Origin of the sequence: Bordetella genomosp. 12, from assembly GCF_002261355.1 — a bacterium.
Classification (GTDB): domain Bacteria; phylum Pseudomonadota; class Gammaproteobacteria; order Burkholderiales; family Burkholderiaceae_B; genus Bordetella.
In genome coordinates this window covers 511813-529091 of record NZ_NEVU01000001.1, presented here as the reverse complement: position 1 = coordinate 529091, position 17279 = coordinate 511813, and the positions used below count along the sequence as shown (strand labels likewise).

Genomic DNA, 17279 nt, shown 5'->3' with positions numbered 1-17279 from the left:
CAGATTCGTTTTTCTTCTAGGCTCGCTGTTTTACGCCAGGTGCAAGCGCCGATGACCATGCTCTACCGCAACTACGACCGCAGCGCGTTGGACGTGCAGTACAACGCACGCGCGACAGTACCCGACATCCAGGCGATACTCAAGCAATACACCGACGACAGCCGCCGGGCCCGCCAGACGCTGCCCTGTCTGGCGGATATCGCCTACGGCCCGCACGCCGACGAAACCCTGGACATCTTCCCGACCGCGCACGCCGATGCGCCGGTATTTTTCTTCATCCACGGCGGCTACTGGCGCGCGCTATCCAAGGACGATTCCTGCAACATGGCGCCGGCTTTCACGGCAGCAGGCGCCACCGTGGTCGTCATGAACTACTCGTTGGCGCCCGCCGTCACGCTGGACCGCATCGTGGACCAGACGCGCCGCGCCCTGGCCTGGGTTCATGCCCATATCGCCCGCCACGGCGGCGACCCCGCCCGCATTCATGTCTGCGGCAGCTCGGCGGGCGGCCATCTGGTGGGTATGCTGCTGGCGGCTGGCTGGCACGCCAGCCACGGCGTACCGGAAAACGTCATCCGGGGCGCCTGCGCGCTGTCCGGCCTGTACGATCTACGCCCGCTCATCCACACCCACATCAATGCCTGGATGAATCTCTCGCAGGCCGACGCCGAGCGCAACAGCCCGGCGCTGCTGCCGCTGGACGCCGGCAGCGCAGCCTTAATCATCGCTTACGGCGAATCCGAAACCGACGAGTTCAAGCGCCAGAGCCGCGACTATCTCGCACAATGGCAGGCGGCGGGCCGCGCCGCACACCAGGTCGACGTGCCCGACAGCAATCACTTCGACCTGGTGCTCAAGCTCAATGACGCGCACGCACCGCATACCCGCGCCATTCTCGAACAAATGGGCCTGCCTGCCGGGCCGGCCGCCCCCTGACCTCCGCCGAGATCCTCATGACCGACTCGCCCGATCTGGAAAGCCGCGCCGCGCCGGAAGACCATCATGACCTGCGGCTGTGGCTGCGCATGCTGACCTGCTGCAACCTGATCGAATCCGAAATACGCAGCCGCCTGCGCACCGAGTTCGACACCACCCTGCCCCGCTTCGACCTGATGGCGCAGCTGCAGCGCGCGCCCAAAGGCATGAAAATGGGCGAACTGTCGCGCCATATGATGGTGACCAACGGCAATATCACCGGCATCACCGACCAGCTCGAGAAAGAAGGGCTGGTCGTGCGCACCAAGGTCGAATCGGATCGGCGCAGCTCTTTGCTCAAACTCACGCCCCAGGGCAAGCGCGTCTTCGCGCGCATGGCCCGCGCCCATGAAACCTGGGTCAAGGCCATGTTCGGCGATCTGCCCGACGCCAGCCGCAATGCGCTGTACAAAGCGCTGGGCGAACTCAAACTGCAGGTCGTGGCGCGGCAGGGGCAACCCTAGCGCGGCCGGGGGGCCCGAGGCGGGGCGGGGACGGCCGGATGCCGGCCAAAAAAGCGCATAATGCCCGGCATGATTCCGGTATCTCTTCCTGGCGGCAATTTCTATGTGACCATGGCGCTGTCCCTGGTCTGTCTGGCAACGCTGCTCACCTGGGGCGCCACGCTGGTGCGCAGCCGCGATGCGCGCCTCTGGCTGGCCGACCATCGACGTCTGGCCACCCTGCTGGTGGCGCTGCTCGCCGGCGTGGGCGCCATCTTTCCCTGCCAACAACTGAGCGACTGGGTCGAAAGCCAGCGCGTGGCGCGGGCCGAAGCCGCGCGCCGCAGCGTCCTGGATCACGCCCGCGAGCTGGCGGGCGTGTCCATGCCGGCCGGCACGCAGCTGCGCCTGCGCACCGCCGGCGAGCCTGACAGCTTCGACCAGGCGAGCTTCCCCGCGCCCACCCTCGTGGCGGGCGTCAGAACGGCCCGTCTCGTACGGCACTTCGATGCCGACGGCGCCGCCAACGCCTGGTCGCTGAGCCTGGCGGGCGACGAGCCGGTCTCCGGCTGGACCTGCAGCCGGGGCCACCAGGCCGAGTTCCGCCTCGAACAGGGTCAGCCGCGCTTTGCCAGCTGCCACCTGGCCGCGGGCAATCAACTCGACGGCCACAAGCTGCCCACCGGCACCTGGCTGCAGGCCATCCCGCAAGGCTGGCTGCTGCGCACCGACGGCAGTGAGGCCTTCCGCCTGGACGGCCTGGATCTGCTCAAGGCCGATGTGCGGCTGGCCCCGGATCATCAACGCCTCGGTTTCGAAGGGCTGCTGGCGCATGAATCGGCCCTGGGCGATGTGACGTATCCGGCCGGCACCCGCGTCACGCGGGCCGGCGACAAAGTCCCCGGCATGCAGCCCGGCGACCTGCTGTTTTCGCCCTCGCGCGGGCGCAGCGCGCACCGCGCGGGCGGCACTGAGATCGCCGCCGGCAAATCGGTGCTGCAGGCGCCCGACGGCACCGTGCGCGCCGTCCTGGACAATCGCGCCGCCGGCGTGCTGGATGTCGCCAGCATGCGCGTCGGCCCCTGACCGCCCCCATCCGCCAGCGATGGGATAATAATGACTTTGCCCGCCGCCGCTTCCCGGCGGCCATAACTGCCCAGCCCAGCGAGACGTACCCATGGCCGTTAATCTCCAGATTCCTTCCGAATCCGAAATCTTTCCCGTCGCCGGTGTCGAAATCGGCGTGACCGAGGCCGGCATCCGCAAGGCCAACCGCCGCGACCTGACCGTCATGCGCCTGGCGGCCGGCGCCACCGTGGCCGGCGTGTTCACGCGCAATCGCTTCTGTGCCGCTCCGGTGCAGGTCAGCAAGGCCCACCTGGCCAAGGGCGGCCCCATCCGGGCCCTGGTCATCAACACGGGCAATGCCAATGCCGGCACGGGTGAGCCCGGCCTCAAGAACGCCACCGACACCTGCGCCGAACTGGGCAAGCTGCTAGGCGTGCCCGCCGAGCAGGTCCTGCCCTTCTCGACCGGCGTCATCCTCGAGCCGCTGCCGATGGACCGCCTGCTGGCCGGGCTGCCCAAGGCCGTGGCCGCGCTGGGCGGCAACGAATGGTTCAATGCCGCCCACGGCATCATGACGACCGACACGCTGCCCAAGATCTACTCGCGCCGCGCGCAGATCGGCGGCAAGACCGTCACCATCACCGGCATCAGCAAGGGCGCGGGCATGATCCGCCCGAACATGGCGACCATGCTCAGCTTCCTGGCCACCGACGCGGGCATCGCCCAGCCGCTGCTCGACACGCTGGCGCTGGAGCTGGCCAACCAGTCGTTCAACCGCATCACCATCGACGGCGACACCTCCACCAACGATTCCTTCATCGTGGTGGCCACGGGTCAGTCCGGCCTGCAGGTCAACGCCGCCAGCGATGCCGACTATGCCGCGCTGCGCCAGGCCCTGGCCGAGGCCGCTGCGGATCTGGCGCAGAAGATCGTGCGCGACGCGGAAGGCGCCACCAAATTCATGACCATCCGCGTCGAGGCCGCCGGCAATACCGACGAAGCCCTGAAGGTGGCCTATGCGGTGGCGCACTCGCCGCTGGTCAAGACGGCCTTCTACGCCTCCGATCCCAACCTGGGCCGCATTCTGGCGGCGATCGGCTATGCCGGCATCGACGACCTGGACGCCAGCAAGATCCAGCTCTGGCTCGACGACGTGCTGGTGGCCAAGGACGGCGGCCGCAACCCCGAGTATCGCGAAGAAGACGGCCAGCGCATCATGAAGCAGGCCGAGATTCTGGTGCGCATCTCGCTGGGCCGAGGCCAGACCAGCGACACGGTCTACACCTGCGACTTCTCGCACGAGTACGTCAGCATCAACGCCGACTATCGCTCCTGATTCGTCTCAGCGGACGGGCGCCCTGCCCGTCCCGCGCGCGCCGCGCCACCCCTGCGGCGCCCGCTCGCCGTCGCGTCCTATGCAACCTCCTGGCCGGCGCCGGCGTCCTCACCAGACGGTGCTGTCGACCAGCACCCCCGCTGCCCTTCTAGGAAACACCGTGACCGCAACCGATTTCACTCAATTGATCGCCCGCGCCGAGCGCGTGCTTGCGCAGATGGAGGCCTGGCTGCCGCCCGCCCCGCCCGACATCGACTGGAGCGCCCACGCTTTTCGCTGGCGCAAGCGCGGCTCGCGCGGCTGGCTCGATGCCGTGCGCCATGTCGCGCGCATCCAGCAAGACGACCTGCAGCATATCGAGCGGCAGAAAGACATCATCGACCGCAACACGCGCCAGTTCCTCGCCGCCAAACCCGCCAACAACGTGCTGATGACAGGCGCGCGCGGCACGGGCAAGAGCTCGCTGGTCAAGGCCATGCTGGCCTCCTATGGCGAACGCGGCCTGCGCCTGATCGAAGTCGACAAGAGCGACCTGGGCGACCTGCCCGATATCGTCGAACTGGTGGCGGGCCGCCCGGAGCGCTTCATCGTGTTCTGCGACGATCTGTCCTTCGAAGAGGGCGAGGCCGGCTACAAGGCCCTGAAATCGGTGCTCGACGGTTCGGTGGCGGCCGGCGGCGACAACCTGCTCATCTACGCCACTTCCAACCGCCGCCACCTCATGCCCGAGTACATGAGCGAGAACCTGCAGGCCAAGCATCAGGCCGATGGCGAAATCCACCCGGGCGAGACCGTCGAAGAGAAGATCTCCCTGTCCGAGCGCTTCGGCCTGTGGCTGTCGTTCTATCCCTTCAAACAGGACGACTACCTGGACATCGTGCATCACTGGCTGCGCGAACTGAACTGCCCCGCCGACCAGATCGAGGCCTCGCGCGCCGAAGCCTTGCAATGGGCGCTGGAGCGCGGCTCGCGCTCCGGACGCGTGGCCCACCAATTCGCGCGCGACTGGGCGGCCCGTCATGCCTGAGCCGATCATCGACGTCGCCGCCGGCCTGATCCTGCGGCCCGACGGCCAATTGTTGCTGGGGCAGCGTCCCGAGGGCAAGCCCTGGGCCGGCTGGTGGGAGCTGCCCGGCGGCAAGCTGGAGCCGGGCGAGACCGTGCTACAGGCCCTGGCGCGCGAACTGCAGGAAGAACTCGGCATCACCGTGACCGAATCGCGCCGCTGGGTCTGCTACGTCCATGCCTATCCGCACACCACGGTGCGGCTGGCGTTCTGCTTCGTCACCGGATGGACTGGCGAGCCGCGCGGCCTGGAGAACCAGCGTCTGGCCTGGGTAGACCCCCGGCAGGCCGGCCAGGTCGGCGAACTGCTGCCCGCCACCTTGCCTCCCCTGCGCTGGCTGCAATTGCCGCAGACCTACGCCATCAGCGCGGTCGGCTCGGCCGACGCCCTGCCCGCTTTCCTGCAGCGGCTCGAACGTGCCCTGGCCGCGGGCCTGAAACTGGTGCAATGGCGCGAGCCCGCCTGGCCAGGCGGGCCGGCCGCCTCGCGCGCCGGCTTCGAGGCCACGCTGCAACGCTGCCGCCAGGCCGGCGCACGCCTGCTGGTCAACAGCCTGCATCCACACCAATGGTGGAGCGAAGCCGACGGCGTGCACCTGCGCGCCGGCGATGCCGCGGCCCTGCAAAGCCGCCCGCCGTTGCCCGATGGGCACCTGGTTGGCGTGTCGGCGCATAACCAGGCCGACATCGTGCATGCGCGCGCACTGGGCGCGGACTTTGCCGTGCTTGGCCCGGTAGCCGATACCCCCAGCCACCCGGGGCAGACGCCGCTGGGGTGGGCCGGTTTTGAAGCCGCCAACCGCGATGCCGGCCTGCCCGTCTTTGCGCTGGGCGGGCAGTCACTGGCGACGCTGGCCCAGGCGCAAGGCCATGGCGCGCACGGGGTGGCCGGCATCCGCGGCTTGCTCGCCTGACGGATCGCGTCCGATTCGGCGCGGGGCGGCCTCGCCTGAGGTCATGGATTCAGCGGCGCTCTTCCGCTGTTTCCGAGCCCCGCGGCGCGCACACTGGCTTGCCGCAACCGGGAAAACAAGCCATGAAAGACCATGCAATCCGCAATCCGCAATCCGCAATCCGCAATCCGCAATCCGCAATCCGCAATCCGCAATTGAGTGCGTAAAGCTCGTCGCCGCCTCGCTGGCGATTGCCGGCATGATGCCCACCCCCGCACGGGCGGTCGATGGCACCATCACCATCAATGGCGAGATCACTGACCAGACCTGCAAGATCAACAACGCAGATCCGCCGCACAACCTGGTCGTCAACCTGCCCAAGATCGGCGCCAAAGCCCTCAAGAACGTCAACGACACCGCGGGTGCGACGCCTTTCGTCATTCAGCTCACCGACTGCCCGCAGACTGTGAATAACCAGAAAGTAAAAGCCTTTTTCGAGTCGGGTTCGACAACCGATTACGGAACGGGAAATCTCGTCGCCTACACAGAACAAAGCGCCAAAACCAATGCGGTATCCAGCATCCCCGATCGCACAGGCGCGACCGTCTTCAGCAGTGTTCAGATCCAGTTGGCCAATCCGAGCGGCGGCAGCATCAAAGTCGGCGAACCCAGCGTCACCCAGGGTTCGCAAGAAACCACGGTCACCAACAACAAGGCCACGCTGCGTTATCTGGCGCGCTACATCAAGACCGGCAGCAACGCCATCAGTGCCGGCAAGCTGGTGAGCTACGTCCAGTATTCCATCGTCTATCCCTGAAGCGGCACCGCGCCCAGCCAGTCATCCGATTTTGCGGGCGGCGCCCTGCTGCCGCCCAGCCAGGGATGACAGCCGGCTCAGCGCCTTCCGAAGCCGCACTGCGCTGAAATAGGCCGCTGATCGATATAAGGAATATTCTTGAATCCGTCATCCGCAACCCGGCGGTGGGCGCGCGGCGTCTGGCTGATCGCGGCCGCCTGCCTGACGCCGCACGCTCAGGCGGTCAATGGCACCGTCACCATCACGGGCGAAATCACCGACCAAACCTGCAAGATCGACAGCAAGGATCCGCCCCATGACCTCGTCGTGACGCTGCCCCGCATCGGCGCCATGGCGCTCAAGGAGATCAACAGCACGGCCGGCGCCACGCCTTTCGTCATTCGCATCTCCGACTGCCCGGATTCGCTCAGTGGCACGGTCAAGGCCTATTTCGAACCCGGCGCCACCACCGATTACGGCACGGGCAATCTCATGGCCTACAACGAGGCGCTCCCCACCGGCATCCCCAGCAGCATCCCCGACCGCAGCCAGGCCATCCTGTTCAACAATGTGCAGATCCAGTTGATCAATATGAACGGCAGCGTCATCAAGCTGGGGCAGTCCGTCGAAGAGCAGAACGCCCACAGCGTGCCGTTGACCGGCGACGTCACCAAGACCGCCACCCTGCGCTATCTGGCGCGCTATATCCGCACCACCGCCAACCCGCTGCATGCGGGCAAGCTGCTCACCTATGTGCAGTACAGCGTGGTCTACCCCTGAACCCGATCAGGGCTGAGCCGCCGCCGGCGGCGCGGCCTCGGCGGGTGTCAGCCCCTCCCAGCCGCCGCCCAGGGCGGCAACCAGCTGCACGCTGGCGATCAGGCGATTGCCCAGCAGGCTGATGGCATTGCGCTCGCTGGACAGGGCGGTGGCCTCGACCACCGCCACGCTCAGATAGTCCACCAGCCCGGCTTCATACTGATTGCGCGTCAGGCGCATGGATTCGCGGGCGGATTCCAGCGCCCGGCGCTGCACTTGCTGCTCCTGCTCCATCACGCGCAACTGCACCAGATAATCCTCGACCTCGCGCAAGGCCGTCAGCACCGACAGCCGGTAGGCGGCCGCTTGCGCATCATAGGCGGCGCGCGCCGAGGCAATCTGCGCCTCGCGGGCCCCGCCATCGAAGATGGTCAGGGCCAGTGCCGGGCCCAGAGACCAGAAGCGCGCCGGCGCCGTCAGCCAGTCGGCGAATTGCCCGCTGCGAAAGCCGCCCGAGGCCGACAGGGTCAGGTCGGGAAACCAGGCCGCCGTCGCCACGCCGATCTGTGCGTTGGCCGCCGCGGCGCGCCGCTCGGCCGCGGCGACGTCGGGACGACGTTGCAGCAAGGCCGAAGGCAAACCCGGCGGAATCTGCGGCAGCCGCTGCGTAAAGGGCGCCGCCGGCAGCGAGAACTGCGACGGCGCCTTACCCACCAGCACGGCGATCGCGTTCTCGTACTGGCCGCGCTGCCAATCCAGATCCAGCGACTGCGCGCGCGTGCTCTCGAGCTGAGTCTGCGCCACGGCCACGTCGGCCTTGCCCGCCACGCCCGCTTCGTAACGGTTGCGCGTCAGGGTGAGCGAGCGCTCATAGGCCTGCACCGTGGCTTCGAGCAGGCGTTTCTGCTCGTCCAGCACGCGGACCTGCAGATAGTTCTGCGCCAGTGCGGCCTGCGCCGACAGCCGGGTCGACGCCAGATCCGCGGCGCTGGCCGCTTCGCTGGCGCGGCTGGACTCCAACTCACGGCGCACACGGCCCCACAGATCGGGCTCCCAGCTCACGCTGCCGCTGAGCGAGTACTGATTGCCCACCGTCGTACTGCCCGAAGACGTCCCGCCGCCGGAGCGCGTCAATCCGGATGCGGCGCCCACGGTCGGGAAGAAACCCGCCCGCGCCGTACCGACCAGGGCCTGCGCCTGGCGATAGTTGGCCTCGGCCTGCGCGATCGTCTGGTTGGCGGCGTTCAGTTGCTGCATCAGCCCATCGAGCACGGGGTCGCCATAGATCGACCACCACTGCCCGCGCACGGCGCTGTCGGCCGGCTGCGCCTGCTGCCAGCCCGGCACGGTTTGCGGGGCATCCTTGAAAGCGGTGCCCACGTCGATGTCGGGCCGCTGATAATCGGGGCCGACGGCGCAGCCCGCCAGCAGGGCAGCCAGCGCCAAGGGCAGTACGCGCGCGGGAAGGAGCTTAGGCATCATGGGTGTTCGGGTTCAGGACGGGCCGCACGCCGGCGATTGGCCCAGAGACGAAAACGGTCGAGATAGAGATAGACAACCGGCGTGGTGTAGAGCGTCAGCACCTGGCTGAGCACCAGCCCGCCGACGATGGTGATGCCCAGGGGCTGGCGCATCTCGACACCCGCGCCAGTGGCCAGCACCAGCGGCAGCGCGCCAAAGATGGCGGCCAGTGTCGTCATCATGATGGGGCGAAAGCGCGTCAGGCAAGCCTGGTAAATGGCCTCGCGCGGCGCCATGTTTTCCTTGCGCTGCGCCGCCAGCGCGAAGTCCACCATCATGATGGCATTTTTCTTGACGATGCCGATCAGCAGAAACACGCCGATCAGCGCGATCAGGGTGAACTCGGTGTTCAGCGCCATCAGCGCCAGCAAGGCGCCGATACCGGCCGAGGGCAGGGTCGACAGAATGGTGATCGGATGGATATAGCTCTCGTAGAGCACGCCCAGGACGATATACATGGCCACCAGGGCGGCCAGAATCAACCAGGGTTGGCGCGCCAGCGTTTTCTGCAGCTCGGCCGCCGTACCCTGAAAGCCTGCCTGGATCTGATCCGAGGGCAGCCCGATGCGCGCCACGGCCGCATCGATGGCCCGCGTGGCCTGCTCCAGCGAGACCCCCGGCGCGGTGCCGAAGGAAATCGTGTCGGCCACGAACAAGCCTTGGTGGTTCACGCTCAGCGGCGCATTGCCGACCTCCAGGCGCGCGAACGCGGCCAGCGGGACCTTGCTGCCGTCGGCCGCCACCACCGTGAGCTGCTTGAGCGACTCGGCATCCTCGGCGAACTTCTGATCCACCCCCATCACCACGTGGTACTGGTTCAGCGGCCCATACATGACCGACACCTGCCGCTGACTGTAAGAGTTGTTCAGCACGGCGGCGATGGTCGCCATATTGATCCCCAGGCGCGTGGCGCTCTCGCGATCGATGACCAGATTGATCTGCCGTCCCTTGTCCTCGACATCGGCGTCGACGTCGGTGAGCTCCGGCAGCTCCGACATGGCGCGCTGCACCTTGGGCATCCAGGTACGCAGCAAGGCCAGATCGCCCGACATCAAGGTGTAATCGTACGATCCCGTGCTTTGCCGCCCGCCAATGCGGATATCCTGCTGCGACACCAGGAAAAGCTGCGCGCCCGGCTCGCGCTGCAGGCGCCCGCGCAGGCGATTGATGACATCATCGGAACTCACGCCGCGTTCGGCCTGCGGTTTGAGCTGGATCTGCATGAAGCTCGTGTTGCTGCCGCCGCGCCCGCCGGCGTAGGCGGTCAGGCTCTGCACGGCCGGATCGGCCATGATGATCTTGCGGAAATACTCCAGCTTGGGCACCGTGGCTTGAAACGACGTGCCCTGATCGACCCGGAAAAAGCCCAGCAACTGGCCGGTGTCCTGCTGCGGCAGAAAACCCTTGGGGATGACGGTATACAGATAGACGTTCAGTGCGATGGTGCCCAGCAGGATGGCGATCATGAGCCGGCCGTGGTTCAAGGCCCATTGCAAGGAACTGGCATAGCCTTCGAGCAGGCCATCGAAAAAATGCGCCACCGCCGCGCCGATGCGGCTGGCGCGCCCGCGCGGGGCCGCGTCCTCGGCCGGCTCGGGGCGCAACAGCCGGGCGCACATCATGGGCGTGAGGGTCAGCGACACCACCAGCGAAACCAGGATGGCGGCCGACAGCGTCACGGCGAACTCGCGGAACAGCCGCCCCACGACCCCGCCCATGAGCAGTATGGGGATGAACACCGCCACCAGCGACAAGCTCATGGACAGCACGGTGAACCCGACCTCGCGCGAGCCGCGCAGCGCCGCCCGCAGGGGCGATGCGCCCTGCTCGATGTGCCGCATGATGTTTTCCAGCACCACGATGGCGTCATCGACGACAAAGCCGGTGGCCACGATCAGCGCCATCAATGAGATGGTGTTCAGCGTGTACCCGCACAAGTACATGATGCAGAAAGTCCCGACCAGGGACACCGGCACCGCCACCGAGGGGATCAAGGCCGCGCGCCAGCGCCGCAGAAACAGCAGCACCACCAGCACCACCAGGCCCACCGCGATCACCAGGGTGGCCTCGGCCTCGTGCAAGGACGCACGGATGCTGGGAGTGCGGTCCTGCGCCACCATGAGGTCCACGTCGCCGGGCAACAGTGCCGCGAGCTGGGGCAACTGCGCGCGCACGGCATCGACGGTCTCGATGATATTGGCATCGGCCTGCCGCCGCAGAATCAGCAAAATCGCCTGGCCGTCGTTATAGAAGCCGGTTTGAAACAGGTCCTCGACCGAATCTTCCACGGTCGCCACATCCGACAGCCGCACGGCGGCGCCATTGACCCAGGCGACGATGAGCGGCCGGTATTGCTCGGCGCGGCTGAGCTGATCGCTGGCCAGGATCTGCCAATGGTATTCGTCGTTTTCGAGCACGCCCTTGGGTCGCAGGGCATTGGCGTTGGACAACGTCTGGCGCACCTGATCCAGCGAGACCCCGCGGTTGGCCAGCGCGCCTGGGTTCAGGCTCACCCGCACGGCGGGCAGCGAGCTGCCGCCCACCGTCACTTCGCCCACGCCGTTGACCTGCGCCAGCTTCTGCGCCACGATGGTCGAGGCCAGGTCGTAGAGCTGGCCCTGGGTCTGCGTCTTGGACGTCATGGCCAGCGTCATGATGGGCGCGGCCGACGGGTTGGCCTTGTGATACGTCGGGTTGCTGCGCAAGCTGGTCGGCAACAACGAACGCGCCGCATTGATGGCCGCCTGCACGTCGCGCGCCGCGCCGTCGATATTGCGGTCCAGATCGAACTGCAGGGTGATGCGGGTCGAGCCCTGGGTGCTGCGCGAAGTCATTTCCGTCACGCCAGCGATACTGCCCAGCGAGCGCTCCAGCGGCGTGGCCACGCTGGAGGCCATGGTCTCGGGGCTGGCGCCAGGCAGGCTGGCCGACACGGAGATCGTCGGGATATCCACCTGCGGCAAGGGCGCGACCGGCAGAAGCCGGAAAGCCAGCGTGCCAGCCAGCACGACGGCCAGGGCCAGCAGGGTGGTGGCGACCGGCCGGACGATGAACGGCGCCGACAGAATCATGGTTCGGCCCGCGCCTGGCCGGGCGCGCCGCGCGGCCGGGACAGACGGTCAAACATCAGATAAATCACGGGCGTGGTGAACAGCGTCAGCACCTGGCTGACCAGCAAGCCGCCCACCATCACCAGACCCAGCGGTTGGCGCAGCTCCGCCCCCGTGCCGCTGGACAGCATCAGCGGCAAGGCGCCGAACAAGGCCGCCAGGGTAGTCATCAAAATGGGCCGAAAGCGCAACAACGCCGCCTGATGAATGGCCTCGCGCGGCGCCATGCCTTGCTTGCGCTCGGCCTCCAGGGCGAAGTCGATCATCATGATGGCGTTCTTTTTGACGATACCGATCAGCAAAATGATGCCGATGATGCCGATCATGTCCAGCTCGGTGCCCGAGATCATCAGCGCCAGCAAAGCGCCCACGCCCGCCGAGGGCAGGGTCGACAGAATCGTGATCGGATGGATGTAGCTCTCGTAGAGCACGCCCAGCACGATGTACATCGTGACGATGGCCGCCAGAATGAGCCACAGCGTACTGTTCAAGGAATTCTGAAACGCCAGGGCCGCGCCCTGAAAGCGCGTTTCGATCGCCGTGGGCATGCCGATATCGCGTTCGGCGGCGTTGATGGCGTCGACCGCCGCCGACAGAGAAGCTCCGGGCGCAAGATTGAAGGACACCGTCACCATGGGAAACTGATCCAGCCGGTTGATGGCCAGCACGGTGTGCCCTTCGGAGATATGCGCCACCGACGACAGCGGCACCTGCCCGCCGCTGGACGTCGGCACATGGATCTGGTCCAGTGACGAGGCATCACGGCGAAACTGCGGCAACACTTCGAGCACCACGCGATACTGATTGGACTGCGTGAAGATGGTGGAGATGAGCCGCTGCCCGAAGGCATCGTAGAGCACCTCATCGATGGTCGAGGCGGTGATGCCCAGCCGCGAGGCGGCGTCGCGGTCGATGTCCACCCAGGTCATCAGCCCCTGATCCTGCAGATCGTGCGAGACATCGGCCAATTCGGGCAGCTTGCTCAGGCGGTCGACCAGCTTGGGCGCCCATGCGCTCAACTGCGCCAGGTCCGGGTTGGACAGCGTCAGCTGGTACTGGGTGCGCGCGACACGATCCTCGATGGTCAGGTCCTGCACCGGCTGCAGATACAACGTGATGCCATTGTTCATGCCGGCCACGGCGTGCTGCAGGCGCTGCATGATGGTCTTCAGATCAGCGCCGCGCTCGTCCTGCGTCTTCAGCGCGATCTGCATGCGCCCGGCGTTGACGGTGGCGTTGCTGCCATCGACCCCGATGAACGAGGACACCGCCGCGACATCCGGATCCTGCGCGATGCGATCGGCGATCTGTTGCTGGCGCTGCGACATCGCCGCGAAGGAGATCGATTGCGGCGCCTGCGTGATGCCCTGAATGAGCCCGGTGTCCTGCTGCGGGAAAAAGCCCTTGGGGATCACGATATACAGGATCACCGTCAGGGCGAAGGTCGCCAGCGCCACCAGCAGCGTGGCGGTCTGGTGCCGCAGCACCACCTGGAGCATACGGTCGTAAGCGGCGATGACGCGGTCGATGAACTGGCCGGTCCATTGATGAAAGCGCCCGTGGCGCTGGGCCGACTCGGGTTTGAGCAGCCGCGCGCACATCATGGGCGTGAGCGTGAGCGACACCACCAGGGAAATCAGGATGGCCACGGCCAGGGTCACGGCGAACTCGCGGAACAAGCGGCCCACGACCTCCTGCATGAACAGCAGCGGAATCAGCACGGCGATCAACGAGAACGTCAGCGAGATCAGCGTGAATCCGATCTGCGAGGCGCCCTTGAGCGCGGCCTGCATGGGCGACTCGCCCTCCTCGATGTGCCGCGCGATGTTCTCGATCATCACGATGGCGTCATCCACCACGAAGCCGGTGGCGATGGTCAGGGCCATCAGCGTCAGGTTGTTGATGCTGAACCCGGCCAGATACATGATGCCGAAGGTGCCGACCAGCGACAGCGGCACGACCACGCTGGGGATGAAGGTCGCCGTGGCGCTGCGCAGAAAGACGAAGGTCACCATCACCACCAGGGCAATGGCCATCAGCATTTCGTGCTGCACATCCTTGACCGAGTCCCGGATGGTCTGGGTGCGATCGGACACCACCTGCAGATCCAGGGTGGCCGGCAGGGCCGCCCGCAACTGCGGCAGCATCTCGCGGATGCGGTCGACCACCTCGATGACATTGGCGCCCGGCTGGCGCTGCACGTTCAGCAGAATCGCGGGCTTGTCGCCCGCCCAGGCCGCCTGGCGCGTGTCCTCGGCGGCCTGCACCGCCTGCGCCACATCGGACAGGCGCATGGGCGCGCCGTTCTTGTAGGCGATGATGAGGTCGTTGTAATCCGTGGGCGACTTCAACTGGTCGTTGGCGTCAATGGTCGTCGAGCGCAGCGGCCCGTCCAGATTGCCCTTGGGCTGGTTGACGTTGGCCCCCACCACGGCGGTGCGCAGATCCGACAGGCTCATGCCCGCGGCGGCCAGCGCCTGCGGATTGACCTGCACCCGTACCGCCGGCCGCTGCCCGCCCGCCACGCTGACCAGCCCCACGCCCGGCACCTGCGACAGCTTTTGCGCCATGCGCGTATCGACCAGATCGCGCACCTGCGGCAGCGGCATGGTGGGCGAGGAGATCGCCAGCGTCAGCACGGCCGCGTCCGCCGGATTGACCTTGTTGTAGACCGGCGGCACCGGCAGATCGCTGGGCAGCAGATTGGAGGCGGCGTTGATGGCCGCCTGCACCTGCTGTTCGGCGACATCCAGCGGCAGGCTGAGGCTGAACTGCAAGGTGATGACCGATGCCCCGCCCGAACTGGTCGAGGACATCTGATTCAAGCCGGGCATCTGCCCGAACTGGCGCTCCAGCGGGGAGGTCACCAGCGAGGTCATCACGTCGGGGCTGGCGCCCGGATACAGCGTCACGACCTGGATGGTCGGGTAATCCACCTCGGGCAGCGCCGACACCGGCAGCAAGCGATAGGCGATCAGGCCGGCGATCAGAATGGCCACCATGGACAAGGTGGTGGCGACCGGCCGCAGAATGAACAGGCGCGACGGGCTCACGGGGAGTTACCTGGCGGCGTGATGGCGGCCGGACTGCGCGGCCTGGGGTTGGCCGGCAGGCGTCGGCGCGCCGTTGGCCGCGGGCGTGCCAACCTGCACCTTGGCGCCGGCACGCAGACGGTCGGTACCTTCGGTGACCACCCGGTCGCCGGGTGACAACCCTTCGTTGACCGCCACCCAGCCGGCGTTGATGGCGCCCAGCTTCAGCGGTTTGACGACGACCGTGTCGTCGGCCTGCACCTGAAAGACAAAGGAACCCACGGAGCCCTGCTGCACGGCGGCCGTGGGGATGGCGGTCACGTCCTTGCGCGTCTCGACCAGCAGATGCACGTTGACGAACTGATTCGGAAACAGCGTTTGGTCGGCATTGTCGAAGCGGGCCTTGAGCTTGACGGTACCGGTAGAGACATCGATCTGGTTGTCGATGGTTTCGAGCACCCCGCTGGCGATGCGCCGCGTATCGGCGCGGTCATAGGCCTCGACCGGCAAGGTCTTGCCGGCCCGCACCTGCTCGAGCACTTGCTGCAGTTGCGTCTCGGGCAGCGTGAACACCACCGAGATCGGCTGGGTCTGGGTAATGACCACCAGCCCGTTGGTGTCGCTGCTGGACACCAGATTGCCCTGATCCACCTGGCGCAGGCCCAGCCTGCCGCTGATGGGAGCCGTGATGCGGGAATAAGCCAGATTCAGCTTGGCGCTGTCGACGGCGGCCTGATCGCTTTTGACCGACCCCTCGTACTGGCGCACCAGCGCCGCTTGCGTGTCGAGCTGCTGGCGTGCGATGGAGTCCTGCTTGAACAGCGTCTGGTAGCGCTGCAGATCGCGCTTGGCATTTTCGAGCTGCGCCAGATTCTGCTGCTGCTGGCCCTGTGCCTGCGCCAGCGCGACCTCGAACGGCCGCGGGTCAACCTGAGCCAGCAGTTCGCCGGCCTTGACCATCTGCCCCTCGGTGAAAGCGACCTTGACCAACTCGCCGCTGACCTGCGGCCGCACCGTGACGGTGTTGTAGGCCGTGACCGTCCCCAGGGCGCGCAATACGATGTCGATATCCTGCGAACGCGCCTCGGCCACTTTGACAGGAATGGCCATGTTCATCAGCGCGGCGGAACCGCCCGGCCCTCCCGGCCCGGGACCGCCAGGGCCGCCGGCGCCGGGCCGCCCCATGCGGTTGACCGGCTTGGCCGGTTTGAGCACCACCCAGGCCACCGCGGCCAATGCAATGACGACAAGCGCAATGCCGATCCAGCGGCGGCGCGAGGCGGTGTTGGAAGAATCATGCATAGGACGGGCCCAGGATGCGAGAAATAAAGAAGAAGGGACGGGAGCGGCTATTCTCCCTCAGACCCGCGCGAAAAGGCAGGGTTCTGACGCGGCTCTGAAATCCCGCGCAACATCTTCACCCCGGGGAAAATAATACGTCCCTTTTTATGCCGCCGGCGGCTGGCATGCGCTCAGGACGAGCACAACGACATCTTGAAGTCGATGTTGCGGCTCACCTGCTGCGGCTTGAGGTCGCCATCCTGGGTGGAAAAGCGTATCCACACCATGTATTTGTTGGCGCTGATCTCCGGGAAGCACCCGGACTCGGGGTCTACCCAGACCCGCAACAGATGGAAGGTCTTGCCTCCCAGCATCTGCTGATAGGCGCCCTGCTCGGCCTGGGCGTCGTTGCGCCGGCCCGCCTCGCGCAACAGACGCAAGGCCAGGCCCAACCCCTCCTGCAACGGTTGGAACGGCTGCATCCAGCCTTGCAGATCGGCCAGCCGCAGCGACTCGGCTTTGTTCTGCCAGGCGTAGTAGGAGGGCATGTCGACCTGCGTGGCGCCGCCGGGCACGGCCAAGCGGCCGCGCAGGCTGCCGAGCCACTCGTTTTCGCGCAGGCCCTGGCCGGTCTTGCCGACCACCGACAGGGCACTGAAGACACGCTCGAGCTCGCGCAGCATCGACTCCAGGGCGTCCTGGTCGACGCCCGGATGATCGCGCAGGCCATTGAGCGCCATGCGCTGGCGCTCCAGATCCTGCAGCACAGCCCCTTTCATGTCCGTACGCTCGCAGGCGTCCAGAATGTCGAACAGCGACGTGACGGCGACCTGGTGCTGGCGCGCATCGCCTTCACGCGCGAAGAAGGTCAGGCGGTCGAAGAGGTACTCCAGCCGCAGATAGGCCCGGATGCGTTCATTGAAGGGGTATTCGTACAGAATCACGCTGGCTACAGGCCCGTCTTGTATCGGCCGCGAGGCCGAGGTTGGTCAAGGATTGC

13 protein-coding genes are annotated in these 17279 nt (G+C 66.6%); 8 read left to right on the top strand and 5 right to left on the bottom strand.

Translation table 11 applies throughout. From position 1 onward, the window contains the following. Positions 1-51: 51 nt before the first annotated feature. From CAL22_RS02540 to CAL22_RS02505, 8 genes are all read left to right on the top strand, one after another. Positions 52-936 (top strand): alpha/beta hydrolase, encoded by an 885-nt coding sequence (locus CAL22_RS02540; protein ID WP_094810065.1) that lies wholly within the window; start codon positions 52-54, stop codon positions 934-936. Positions 937-953: 17 nt separating this feature from the next. Continuing rightward, on the top strand, positions 954-1439 hold the full coding sequence (locus CAL22_RS02535; protein ID WP_094810063.1) for a MarR family winged helix-turn-helix transcriptional regulator: 486 nt from the start codon (positions 954-956) through the stop codon (positions 1437-1439). A gap of 69 nt (positions 1440-1508) precedes the next feature. Continuing rightward, entirely contained in the window at positions 1509-2504 is a 996-nt protein-coding gene (locus tag CAL22_RS02530; protein WP_208621848.1) for a hypothetical protein, read from the top strand. Between the two features lie 91 nt (positions 2505-2595). Beyond that, positions 2596-3822: a bifunctional glutamate N-acetyltransferase/amino-acid acetyltransferase ArgJ gene (gene argJ / locus CAL22_RS02525; RefSeq protein ID WP_094810059.1), complete on the top strand. Its 1227-nt coding sequence runs from the start codon at positions 2596-2598 to the stop codon at positions 3820-3822. Positions 3823-3982: 160 nt separating this feature from the next. Next, positions 3983-4849 carry an ATP-binding protein gene (locus CAL22_RS02520; RefSeq protein ID WP_094810057.1) on the top strand — a complete coding sequence of 289 codons (867 nt, stop codon included), beginning with the start codon at positions 3983-3985 and terminating at the stop codon, positions 4847-4849. After that, a complete protein-coding gene (locus CAL22_RS02515; RefSeq protein ID WP_094810055.1) occupies positions 4842-5801 on the top strand; it encodes a Nudix family hydrolase in 960 nt (319 codons plus the stop codon). Before CAL22_RS02520 ends, CAL22_RS02515 begins: the two co-directional genes overlap by 8 nt. A gap of 238 nt (positions 5802-6039) precedes the next feature. Beyond that, complete coding sequence (locus CAL22_RS02510; RefSeq protein ID WP_094810053.1) at positions 6040-6597, top strand: fimbrial protein; 558 nt, start codon at positions 6040-6042, stop codon at positions 6595-6597. Between the two features lie 138 nt (positions 6598-6735). Next, complete coding sequence (locus CAL22_RS02505; protein WP_244193762.1) at positions 6736-7356, top strand: fimbrial protein; 621 nt, start codon at positions 6736-6738, stop codon at positions 7354-7356. 6 nt (positions 7357-7362) lie between these two features. On the opposite strand, the gene CAL22_RS02500 is transcribed toward CAL22_RS02505, so the two are convergent. From CAL22_RS02500 to zapD, 5 genes are all read right to left on the bottom strand, one after another. After that, a complete protein-coding gene (locus tag CAL22_RS02500; protein WP_167383559.1) occupies positions 7363-8814 on the bottom strand; it encodes an efflux transporter outer membrane subunit in 1452 nt (483 codons plus the stop codon). Then, positions 8814-11927: a multidrug efflux RND transporter permease subunit gene (locus CAL22_RS02495; protein WP_094810049.1), complete on the bottom strand. Its 3114-nt coding sequence runs from the start codon at positions 11925-11927 to the stop codon at positions 8814-8816. The genes CAL22_RS02500 and CAL22_RS02495 overlap by 1 nt, the downstream gene beginning before the upstream one ends. Then, positions 11924-15019, bottom strand: coding sequence for an MdtB/MuxB family multidrug efflux RND transporter permease subunit (locus CAL22_RS02490; protein WP_094810047.1), 3096 nt, complete (start codon positions 15017-15019; stop codon positions 11924-11926). Before CAL22_RS02490 ends, CAL22_RS02495 begins: the two co-directional genes overlap by 4 nt. A 6-nt stretch (positions 15020-15025) precedes the next feature. Beyond that, on the bottom strand, positions 15026-16300 hold the full coding sequence (locus CAL22_RS02485) for an MdtA/MuxA family multidrug efflux RND transporter periplasmic adaptor subunit (RefSeq protein ID WP_094810045.1): 1275 nt from the start codon (positions 16298-16300) through the stop codon (positions 15026-15028). A 170-nt stretch (positions 16301-16470) separates the two neighbouring features. Then, the gene (zapD, locus tag CAL22_RS02480; RefSeq protein ID WP_094810043.1) at positions 16471-17223 is read right to left on the bottom strand and encodes a cell division protein ZapD; all 753 of its coding nucleotides are present in this window, start codon (positions 17221-17223) and stop codon (positions 16471-16473) included. Between the last annotated feature and the right edge of the window lie 56 nt (positions 17224-17279).